Here is an 11,245-nt window from a genome sequence, read left to right as displayed (position 1 = left end):
CCGACTCCCGACTCCCGACTCCCGACTCCCGACTCCCGACTCCCGACTCCCGACTGCCTGTTCCCTGTTCCCTGTTCCCTATTCCCTTTGTTATACTTACCTGATCTAAATACTCCTGAGCTTTACTCGCTTGGGTGATTAATACCTCAAAAGCTGGGATATCAGTATCCCATTCAATCAGAGTAGGTACCGGACCAAAGCGCTCTAATGTTGCTTGATACAATTCCCACACTGGAGGATGAACAGGATAACCGTGGGTATCAAATAGATAATCTTCCCGTTCTTCATACCCTGCTAAATGAATTTGTTTGACCCTGGTTGCTGGTATTGTATTCAAATAATCAAGGGGGTCAAATCCCTGATTAGTAGCAGTGACATAAAGATTGTTGACATCTAGCAGCAAGTAACAATCTGCTTTTTCTAACAATTGTTGGATAAATACCCATTCTGGCATGGTTGAATCTGTGAAACTCACGTAAGCCGATGGGTTTTCAATCAAAATCCGACAACCTAGAAATTCCTGAGCTTGCAATATCCGTTGGGCTACATGTTCCATCACTGCTTCGGTATAAGGAAGAGGAATTAAATCGTTAAGATAGTGACCATTAACGGAAATCCAGGATAGGTGATCGGAAATGTATGCTGGTTCAATCTGCTGGGCTAACTCTTTTAAGTTTGTCAAATACTCTAAATCTAAAGGGTCTGTTGACCCCAAAGACATACCGACGCCATGTAATGTAACGGGATAGTTTTGGCGGACTTTTTCTAAAAAGTGGAGTGGTAAACCCTGAGACGTTAAATAATTATCTAATAATACTTCAAACCAAGGTATAGTATGTTTATGAGTAAGGATATCTTGATAATGGGCGGAGCGTAAACCGATTCCAGCACCGTTAATTGAAGCTGAAGGAAGGTGAGTTGTCATAGCATTGTTTTCATGACATTGTTTTCATGACATTATTGTTAGGATTTATCCATGGTAGTGGTAAGGTATCAGCACGAAGCATTTCAGCTGAATCTAATTCCCCCCTTTCTTAAGGGGGGTTAGGGGGGATCTGTATACATAACCCTACTCAGCTGAATCTAATTCCCCCCTTTCTTAAGGGGGGTTAGGGGGGATCTGTGTACATAACCCTACTCAGCCATGATTCATAAGCTGATAGCTGAGTGCCCAGCCTGCTGATAGCTTCGTTTAATTGGCTTGCGCACTCTCGGTTGGCTTTTCAGTTTCCTGGCTGGAGGTTGGTTCTCCTACAATCGTTGCACCAACAATCTTTTTGCAAGTGCCTTCAGGAACGTAGATCCACTCTTCGGGATCGCTATCTACCTTAGCCATCCCGCCGCAATCATGCTTGCTGGTGCCACAATCGTTCTGACCCGCCTTAACGATACCAGCACATTTTTCCATTCCTTCCTTACCGGCCAAGGCGTTTTCAGATGCTACACCTAAACCTAGAGCCAAGACACTAGTCAAGGCAGCGCTTACCATTACAGTTTTTTTCATATCTTTCATGACATAACTCTCCCGAATATCAGAACTGACTCGTAAGTCCGTAGACAGAATTAACCTAAAACAGTGTTGGTTTAATTCCAATCTATGTAATTATTATTTAAAGTATTTAACCTATCTTAACCGAGTCTTTGAAAAGTATGAGATAACCCTGAGAAAGTTATTAAAATAGGATAGGACATTTGAAAACCTTTGGAAACAAAGGACTTAAGCTATCAGCTATCAGCTTTTTGTTGTAAATCTATCACTCCCGCAAGTGTGGGAAGTGTGGGGAGATGGGGAGATGGGGAGATGGGGAGATGGGGGAGATTTTTATTAAGGGTAACTATCATAACATGATATTAGCCTTCTATTGTGCTAAGTGTTTTTGCCAAAGTGAGATGCACCCACTAATGCTCTTGTAGTGACCAATAGCTTTATCATTGTCAATCACCCTTTCAAGAAGAAACAATTTTTTGAGGACTGAATCGATCCAAAGCTAAGAGAGAGCCTTTAAGGGTTCAACTGTCATACAGTTTTTTCATAACTATGAGGTACACAGGATTTTTTCACTCTTGCCTCTTGCCTCTTGCCTCTTGCCTCTTGCCTCTTGCCTCTTGCCTCTTGCCTCTTGCCTCTTGCCTCTTGCCTCTTGCCTCTTGCCTCTTGCCTCTTGCCTCTTGCCTCTTGCCTCTTGCCTCTTGCCTCTTGCCTCTTGCCTCTTGCCTCTTGCCTCTTGCCTCTTGCCTCTTGCCTCTTGCCTCTTGCCTCTTGCCTCTTGCCTCTTGCCTCTTGCCTCTTGCCTCTTGCCTCTTGCCTCTTGCCTCTTGCCTCTTGCCTCTTGCCTCTTGCCTCTTGNCCTATTGCCTATTGCCTATTGCCTATTGCCTATTGCCTATTGCCTATTGCCTATTGCCTATTGCCTATTGCCTATTGCCTATTGCCTATTGCCTATTGCCTATTGCCTATTGCCTATTGCCTATTGCCTATTGCCTATTGCCTATTGCCTATTGCCTATTGCCTATTGCCTATTGCCTATTGCCTATTGCCTATTGCCTATTGCCTATTGCCTATTGCCTATTGCCTATTGCCTATTGCCTATTGCCTATTGCCTATTGCCTATTGCCTATTGCCTATTGCCTATTGCCTGTTCCCTGTTCCCTAAAACCCATAACGAAAGTACCTCACCCAATTGAAAACTGCTATATGTGGCAACCACTAAAACAACAACTATGGGAATGGCGCGGTGTTCTAATTACTACACCGGTGGTGGCTGGAATTGCGATCGCTTTCAGGCTACTCGGCTGGTTACAGCCTTACGAACTAGCGGCTCTCGACCAATACTTTTGTTGGCGTCCGAAGGAAGCTACGGATGAACGGATTGTGATTGTGGCTATGAGTGAGGCAGATTTAAAGGGTGCTGGACGGTGGCCAATCACTGATCGGATGCTTGCCCAACTTTTAGACAAAATCAAAGCTCAAAATCCTGCAGCGATTGGTCTTGACCTGTATCGGGATTTTTTAGTTGAACCCGGTCATGGTGACTTACTCAGGGTGTTTGAAACCACACCTAACTTAGTTGGTATCGAATACATCGATCAAGACAACCCTGACAATGCGGTGGATCCTCCACCGATTCTCAGTGAACGTGGTCTCGTAGGTGCCAATAATGTCGTAAACGATATGGATGGTATCCTGCGGCGCAGCTTACTTTCTTTGAAGGTCAATGATCATGTACAGCCCTCCTTTAGTATGCTCCTAGCGGGGATTTATCTAGAGTCAAAAAACATTTTTCCTGAACCATTACAGCAAGATCCCAGAATTTTCCAGTGGGGCAAGGCCATGTTTCGCCCTTTGGCCAGCAATGACGGCGGTTATGTGGGAATCGATCATAGCGGTTACCAGATTTTCTTGAACTATCGCGGACCAGCGGGAACCTTCCGCACCGTAACCATGACCGACGTTTTGGAAGATAACATTCCAGATGACTTGATCAATGATTCCATCGTTTTAATTGGTGCAACTGCGGTCAGTTTAAATGACTTTTTCTACACCTCCTACAGTAATGACACTACCATCCGGGAGTCAACGGCTGGGGTGGAAGTCCAAGCTAACATGGTCAGCCAAATTATTAGTGCTGTGGAAGATGGTCGTCCCTTGCTCAAAACCTGGTCGGAGCCTGTGGAAATCCTGTGGATTGTAGCCTGGTCTTTAGTCGGTGCCACTCTAACTTGGAAATGGCGCTATCTTGGCGGTCTCGGAGGGCTGTCCTTGAGGAGAACGGCGATTACCGTGGTGGCCACAGGGGCATTATTTGGAAGTACCTATGGAGCGTTTTTGGGGGGTTGGTGGCTCCCGGTGATACCGCCATTGTTAGCCTTAAGTGGGTCTGCAATTGCCATCACAGCTTACATTGCTAGCACTGCTAAAGAGATTCGTCACACTTTTGGACGTTACCTAACTGACCAAGTGGTGGAGGATTTGCTGGAGAACCCAGACAAACAAAAACTCGGGGGTGAAAACCGGAAAATCACGATCTTGACCTCTGATTTAAGAGGCTTCACTGGGATCTCAGAACGGTTACATCCCCAAGAGGTAGTCAAAATCCTCAACATCTATTTGGGTCACATGGCGGAAGTGATTACTGCTTATCAAGGAACTATCGACGAGTTCATGGGGGATGGGATTTTAGTGCTTTTTGGTGCTCCCACCCTCCAAGAGGATGATGCCCACAGAGCAGTGGCTTGTGCCCTAGCGATGCAGTTAGCCATGACTAGTGTCAATGAAGAAATCGAGCAGTTGGGCTATCCAAAACTGGAAATGGGCATCGGTATCAATACCGGTGTGGTTGTGCTTGGGAATATTGGTTCCGAAAAACGCACCAAATATAGTGTCATTGGCAGCGCCGTTAACCTGGCTTACCGGATCGAATCTTATACAACTGGTGGTCAAGTTATGATTTCTTCTTCCACTTTGGAAGAAACTGGCGAATGCTTAAGAATTGACGGTCAAATACAGGTAAAACCCAAGGGAATTAAACAGCCAATTACTATCTATGAAGTGGGTCGAATTCGGCATCATTATAACCTATTTTTCCCCAAACAGCAAGAAACGTTTTTCCAGGTTAACCAAAAAATTGAGCTACAATTTAATTATGCTTTTCTAGATGGAAAGCATATCAGTAATTCGGTCTACACTGGACGTTTAGTAGAGATTTCAAGTAAGGGAGCTAAGCTTCGTGCTAACAGCAGTGAAATCTCTGCTATCCCTGAGCCACTGAGTAATATTAAGCTCAACTTACTCGATCCAGATAATGTGAAGCAACCCAGTGAGGACATCTACGCCAAGGTTTTAGAAAAAACAGCAGAACCGGGAAGTTTTTACATCCGGTTAACTGCTGTCCCTCCAAAGATATCAGCAAAACTAGAATCTCTATACCAGTCAGTAATCAGGAATTGATCCTAAGTTCTGTGAAGTCTAATTTATTCACCGTTGAGTTGGCTCAAGGGTTTCGGGTATAAAAAGTTACCTGGTTCCAGGCAATTTGGTCTAATTTCAAGTCTAGTTAATCGCTGCTAGAAAAACCCTGTGTTGGTTGCGGGATAATCTTTTGATCGTTTCCCTGCCACAGGAAAACTAGTCAGCGGGATTTGAGATTAGAAATCCATGGCCCCAAAAAATTATATCTCTGAAACAATTAAGCTTAAACTCAGGCTTTACTAAGGATTAATGCTAATTCTTGTAATTGTCTATTCTAGTTTAATAATTCAATAAACTTATGAAAACTACCGCTAACATTATTAATTTATTGGGACGTACAACATGGGAACGTACAACATCAATCCTGATTGTACTGCTATTTTGCACACTCACCCCTAAACCAAGCTATTCTCAAGGGTTGCAATCTGTCAACGGTCAGGTTGCAGATTCTAATCATAACTCATCTGAAACCCAAAATAGTTCCCAAAATAGTTCAGCTAAACGCTCACGCTTACGATTTATTCCACCAACCGATAGCGCTCCTCGAAAGAGTAATGGGTCTGGTTCACGAGGCGGGTGTGAGCAGTTACCAAGTGAATTGGTGACGCTGTTAATTCCCTCACAGAAAGTAGCTGCACAGACTATATCTGCTCATCCTAGATTTTTCTGGTATTTGTCCGAGCCTGTAGACGTACCACTAGTATTTACGTTGGTGGACACAGTAGGACACCAGACAATATTTGAGAAAAGGATTGACTCAGGTCAGGTAGGGATTATCTCCGTAGAACTTCCGGAAAACAGTCCAGAACTGATGGCAAACCCACCAGGACTGGAGGAAGAAGACAGGAACATATATATGTGGTCTGTTACCCTAGAATGCGATCGCGAAAACCCGCCTAAGACTTCCTATTATAGGAGCTGGATTGAGCGGGTATCACAATCCCCAGAATTAGAGCAAAAGCTAGCAGCAGTTGGTGCAAATACCAACAGCTCCACCTCTGAGTTACTGCATCAACAAGCAATCATCTATGCCGAAGCAGGGGCTTGGTTTGATGCCCTTGATGCCCTTTACCAGGCTCAAGCTGCTAATCCCAATGACTCCTCGATTCGAGCAGATTTTATCGCTTTGCTGGAACAAGTGGGATTGGGTAGTGTGGCACAGTAGTGGGTGAGTGGGTCAGTGCTGAGCTAACACACAGTATGGGATGTGGTTGGGTTTGTTGTTTTGCGATTCGGGCAAAGCCCGACGCTGCGCGAACGCAATATATCTCTAGGAAATGCGATTGACCTACAGTCACGCTACGCGAAGAACCCTAGGTCACGCTAAGCGATCGCATTCCTCGAAACCTTGTGTAAAACTGGAACAAAGCAATCACAGACTAGTAGATCATGATCAATTGGGACACTGTGTTATCCTGAATCAAGATTGGGTTTCATGTATCTACATAGGGTTAATGCTATATTAGGCAACTGGAAGCTAATCAGTGACTGATTCAACGAGTTTGGATAAAACCTCAGATAACAGTGATGTAAGCCTTAGGTGGTTACATCTGACTGACCTTCACTTGGGTATGAAGGGCTTGGGGGATCTCTGGCCAAATATTGAGGAAATTTTCTTCGAGGATTTAGAGTACCTTTGTGAAACGGTAGGCCCTTTAGATTTGGTAATGTTTACTGGGGATATCACCCAGCGCGGCAGTAAATCGGAATTCCAACAGGTAGATAAACTATTAACTAATTTCTGGAACAAGTTTCGCCAGATCGGATTTGAGCCGAAGTTTCTGGCTGTACCTGGGAATCACGACCTGGTTCGACCAAAAAATCAGAAAGACCCCATATTGAAATGTCTGAAGAATCTGTGGAACGATGATCATGATATTCAAGGAGAATTTTGGAATGACGACCACTCTCTTTACCGACAGCTTGTAAAGAAAGCTTTCGAGAATTATGTTGAATGGTGGGAAAACACAACCGTACCTAAGCCAGACATCTATTCAAAGGGCATACTGCCAGGAGATTTTTCAGCAACAATTGAGAAAGACGGGTTCAAACTCGGAATTTTAGGACTCAATAGCGCCTTTCTGCAACTGATGGGCGGTGACCGAAAAGGTAAGCTGGCTCTAGATATGCGCCAGTTCAATAGAGCCTGTAATCCAAATGGACCGTCTTGGGCAAAAGAACACCATGCCTGTTTGCTGCTTACCCACCACCCCCAGGATTGGTTAACCGACCAAGCTCAAGAGCAGCTAAAGAGCGAGATTCACAGCCCGCCGGAACGATTCGCTTTGCATCTGTTTGGACATATGCACGAGGCCAACCTAGGAAGCTTGGCTGAAGGTGGTGCGAATCCTCGACGCACACTGCAAGGCTGTTCCTTGTTCGGTATGGAAGGCTGGGGGGAAAAAAACCAGGAACGGGTGCATGGTTATTCACTATGCGAATTGAAGATCGAAGGGAAAACTGCCTCCCTGAGCATCTACCCCCGTAAAGCAGAGAAAAAACAGGGGGGCGGATTGGAGATTGGTTGCGATACTAGCTTTAGACTGCCCAAAGACAAGAACGGCACGGAACCAGTAACGGTGAAATTGCTGCGCAATATTGAAGGTCTTGGAACGGAAAAAAAAAACCCATCACCAACGCCTCAAACCTTAACAACTGATGCTTTATCCCCTTCCCGCTCTAGAATACCGGACTACAATATAGAAAGATTCAAAAGATTCATTGGACGTGAAGAGGAGCTAAGGCAGCTAGAAGAGGTGCTACTGTCCCAGGAAGATGACAAACGCAAGATTGTGGTATTGACGGGAACAGGAGGCATGGGTAAATCTACCTTAGCGTATCACTTTGCCACCATCCATGACCAGGAATTTTCCGAGGGAGTGGTTACTGTTCGAGTGAATTACAAAGACCAAGACAGTGAGAAGTACGTAAACAAGGACTTAGATAGCATCGCAAAGGAGTTTGCATCGCTGATTAACCAGCCCATCGACGATGAGGATTACAGACAACCTTGGCAGATTATGCAAACCTTGTTTGCCCCAAGGCGTATGCTACTGATTTTCGATAATGCGGAAGAAGCAAGTATCAAGGAGCTACTTCCAGGGGGCAACAGTTGTGCTGTGATTGTCACTACCCGGAATCAGACTCTACCTGTTTCTTTAGATGTGCCAGAAGCTCAGACGATTAGGCTGCGATCGCTACCGGAAGAGGATGCTTTAAAATTACTAGGAAAAATTCTGGGTGAATCCAATATCAATAACGAATTAGCCGCAGCTCAGCGGATAACGGAAATTGTTGGGAGATTACCATTAGCACTCCGAATAGTAGGTGCAGCGTTGCAGGGAAAACCACTTTCATTAGAAGCTCAGGCAAACTCCTTACAAAAGCGCAAAGAGCAATTGAAGCTCCTACCTCGATTGCTTATAAAGGGAGACGAAGACCTCAATGTAGAAGCCTCCTTGAGTTTGAGCAAAGATTTGTTGGAACAAGAAGAGATTGATTTTTTGGCTTGCCTGAGCATTTGTGCAGAGGAAGGATTTGCTATCAGAACGGCGATGGCAGCGGCAGGTTGTGAAGATGAATTGGAAGCAGAGGAAGTTTTGGGCAGATTGTATGACCTATCATTGTTGAACTATGCAGAAACTCAACACAATCGCTTCGTATTCCATACCTTGGTTCGCGAGTATGCCAACTGCCTAGCAAAAAAAGGGGATTTGCTAAGTGTAGCACAAGAACGCCATGCTAAATTTTTTGTGGAATCGTTAAAGACTAAAGATTTAAAAGATGAAAAGGTAGTAGATGAAGCTGCTGCAGATTTGGATGATATGCTCTTAGCTGCCGAGTGGTTGCAAAAGCAGGAGGCTGAAACAGAGCAGATAAAATGGGAAAACTACGAATTTGTCTTACAGCTACAGCGATCCTTTGAAAAGCATGGCTACTGGAACAAGGCAATTGCTTTGACAGAAAGATTTCAATCTTGGGCACAACAAGTCGGAGATTGGAACGCAGTGGTTAAATATAAAATGCATCAGGCTCGCAACTGGTCTTTTGCAAAGGAATTTGAAGAAGCTAAAAAAATCTTGAAATCTGCCCAGAGTGATCTACCAAAGATTGAGAAATTAGAGACTCGTAAGAAGCGCGAAGCTAAGGTACTGAATGTCTTGGGTGGCGTCTACCAAAAACAAGGTAAGCTGGAATTAGCCATTGAAACTTTTAATAAACAAATTAATATTGATAACGAGATTGGTAATGATATAGGAATAATCATTGCAAAGAACCGTTTAGGAGAAGTGCTCCAGAAACAGGGCAAATTAGAGGAAGCACAGCAGGCTTTTGAAGAAGGAATTAAAATCGCCGAAGCTATCAAGGACTATCAGCTTGCTAATAGACTGATAAGTTTATACAAACTCTATCTACAAGAAGGCATTCTAGAAATAGAAAAAGTTCAGGGGCGATGGAAGCGGGCGATTCTTATTATTAAAGAATCAGGAGAGCTTGGGATAGCTGCAGCTAGTGCAATGACTTTAGGAGGGGAACTGTATAAGCAGGGATATTTCAGTGAAGCCTTGCAAATTTTATTAATTGCCGCAGATATTCATGAAAGTTTCAATAGTGATGGGTTAGTTTCAACTCTAAGAATTTTAGCTAACGGTTTATCTAATAAAAAAAGTTTTGAAGAAGCATTAGAAGCAATAAATGCAGCAATTCAAATATGTTTGAATACTGACAATAAAAAAAATCAGAAAAAACTGGCTACCCTTTATAATATTCGAGGAAAAATTCTGCAAGAAAAAGGTAGGCAAGCAAAAGGGAAAGCAAAAAATAATTTATTGAAGAAAGCACAGGAAGCCTTTAAACAACAAATTCAAATCGCTAAAGATACCAATGACCAAAAACAGCTTGCTATTGGATTGCCATTTTTATTCAAAAATAAATTCGAACAAGAAAAAGAAAAAGAAAAAGAGGCATTTAAAATTTTAAATGAAGCAATCGATCTAAGTGATGATATAAATCCTAAAGACTATGCAAGCATGTTGTTTAGGTTGGCTGATTTCTTAAAAGAATCTAAAAAATTCAGTAAGTCTTGGGAAGTTTTTAAATTATTAGAAAATTACCATGAACATCTTGAAAGTAATACATTAATCTATTCTATTCGTAATTTAGTTCACAATTTATATAATCAACAAAATGATCAAGAAGCATTACAGGCAACCCGCTTAGCAATCAACATTTCTATAAAGACTAGCAATCACAAGCAATTGGAAAAGGTTATGGATATTCATAAGTTAAAAAAATATTATACAGAAAATGATATTCGCGAAATTCTTAGCGATAGTTTTTACCTAGCACACAACCTTGGTAATCAACTAGGGGAAGCAATTATAGCCAATAGCTTAGGACAATTAGAAGCTCATCAAGAAGGAGAGGAAAACTTTAAGCTTTCACAAATGTACTTTCGCAAAAGTATCAAATTGTGCGAAGAACTTAACGATCAACCACATCTCGCGAAGGTTCATACAGCAATGGGCCAGGCATTGATAGATCACGGATATTTTGAAAAGGCTGTTGAGGCATTATCAAAAGGCTTTGAAATTGATGAAAGCTTATCCAATATTCCGGGTTTAAAAATTGTTATCCGTAATCTAATTGATGCTTTATTTAGTTTGGAAAAAGGAGAAGAAGCATTAGCCTATTGTGATCGAGCACTGGAAATCGCCCCAAATTATTTAGGGTTTCTACAATTACGTGACCAAATTCAGACAGCGATTTCAAAAGGCATTCATGTAAGGTTAATCAAAATTGGTCGAATTCGATACATCCGGCATAATCCAGACAACTCACGCTCGGGACGAATTGCACCTGATGATGGCAGTTCAGACATTACGTTTAATGAGAATTTCATTGGTTCCGATTCTGCATCTCAGCTTACTCAAGGCGCTTTAGTTGAAGTTGAAGTAAACGAAAGAAATGGGAAGCTGTATGCAAAACAAGTCAGAGTGATTGAAGAGGAAGAAGAAGAAGATTAAAGTTGCGAAGCATTTTTAGTGGAGATGTAAACATAGGATTGATCAAAAAAGCGATCCGGCGTTGCTGATTCTGGGTATGGTTTCGCCCCCCTAGGGCGTGTTTTCAAAGTTTTCCGCCAGATTTAGATCCCCCCCAGCCCCCCTTAAAAAAGGGGGGAGCCATAGTCAAAGTCCCCCTTTTTTAAGGGGGATAATGGCAGGGCTATTTCATTCTAGATGGTAAGATAAGATGCTAAGGCACAAGAGGGAG

Annotated in this window: 7 protein-coding genes; 5 read left to right on the top strand and 2 right to left on the bottom strand. The window is 42.9% G+C overall.

Annotated elements, in window-relative coordinates; translation table 11 throughout:
• Together bufB and BJP37_RS13355 are read right to left on the bottom strand one after the other, a co-directional pair.
• A partial coding sequence (gene bufB, locus BJP37_RS13360; RefSeq protein ID WP_229415296.1) for an MNIO family bufferin maturase occupies positions 1–925 on the bottom strand: 925 nt, incomplete at its 3' end.
• Between the two features lie 267 nt (positions 926–1,192).
• On the bottom strand, positions 1,193–1,594 hold the full coding sequence (locus BJP37_RS13355) for a BufA1 family periplasmic bufferin-type metallophore (protein WP_070392862.1): 402 nt from the start codon (positions 1,592–1,594) through the stop codon (positions 1,193–1,195).
• A gap of 191 nt (positions 1,595–1,785) precedes the next feature.
• Between BJP37_RS13355 and BJP37_RS43540 the strand changes: the two genes are divergently transcribed.
• The 5 genes from BJP37_RS43540 to BJP37_RS13335 all read left to right on the top strand — a co-directional run bounded on the left by BJP37_RS43540 (position 1,786) and on the right by BJP37_RS13335 (position 10,995).
• On the top strand, positions 1,786–1,914 hold the full coding sequence (locus BJP37_RS43540; protein WP_269086999.1) for a hypothetical protein: 129 nt from the start codon (positions 1,786–1,788) through the stop codon (positions 1,912–1,914).
• Between the two features lie 781 nt (positions 1,915–2,695).
• Entirely contained in the window at positions 2,696–4,948 is a 2,253-nt protein-coding gene (locus BJP37_RS13345; RefSeq protein WP_075906060.1) for a CHASE2 domain-containing protein, read from the top strand.
• Between the two features lie 319 nt (positions 4,949–5,267).
• A complete protein-coding gene (locus tag BJP37_RS13340) occupies positions 5,268–6,134 on the top strand; it encodes a DUF928 domain-containing protein (protein WP_075899421.1) in 867 nt (288 codons plus the stop codon).
• Positions 6,135–6,252: 118 nt separating this feature from the next.
• A complete protein-coding gene (locus BJP37_RS36445) occupies positions 6,253–6,435 on the top strand; it encodes a hypothetical protein (RefSeq protein ID WP_143727599.1) in 183 nt (60 codons plus the stop codon).
• A gap of 18 nt (positions 6,436–6,453) precedes the next feature.
• Entirely contained in the window at positions 6,454–10,995 is a 4,542-nt protein-coding gene (locus BJP37_RS13335) for a tetratricopeptide repeat protein (protein WP_075899419.1), read from the top strand.
• The last annotated feature ends 250 nt before the right edge of the window (positions 10,996–11,245 follow it).

Origin of the sequence: Moorena bouillonii PNG, from assembly GCF_001942495.1 — a bacterium.
GTDB classification, from domain to species: domain Bacteria; phylum Cyanobacteriota; class Cyanobacteriia; order Cyanobacteriales; family Coleofasciculaceae; genus Moorena; species Moorena bouillonii.
The sequence above is the reverse complement of the archived record's forward strand: the minus strand, read 5'-3'. Positions and strand labels throughout refer to the sequence as shown.

What these genes read in the sequence shown, in the direction of transcription:
- BJP37_RS43540 (WP_269086999.1), top strand. Translation starts at nt 1,786, where the DNA reads ATGGGGAGATGGGGAGATGGGGAGATGGGGGAGATTTTTATTAAGGGT.
- BJP37_RS13345 (WP_075906060.1), top strand. Translation starts at nt 2,696, where the DNA reads ATGTGGCAACCACTAAAACAACAACTATGGGAATGGCGCGGTGTTCTA.
- BJP37_RS13340 (WP_075899421.1), top strand. Translation starts at nt 5,268, where the DNA reads ATGAAAACTACCGCTAACATTATTAATTTATTGGGACGTACAACATGG.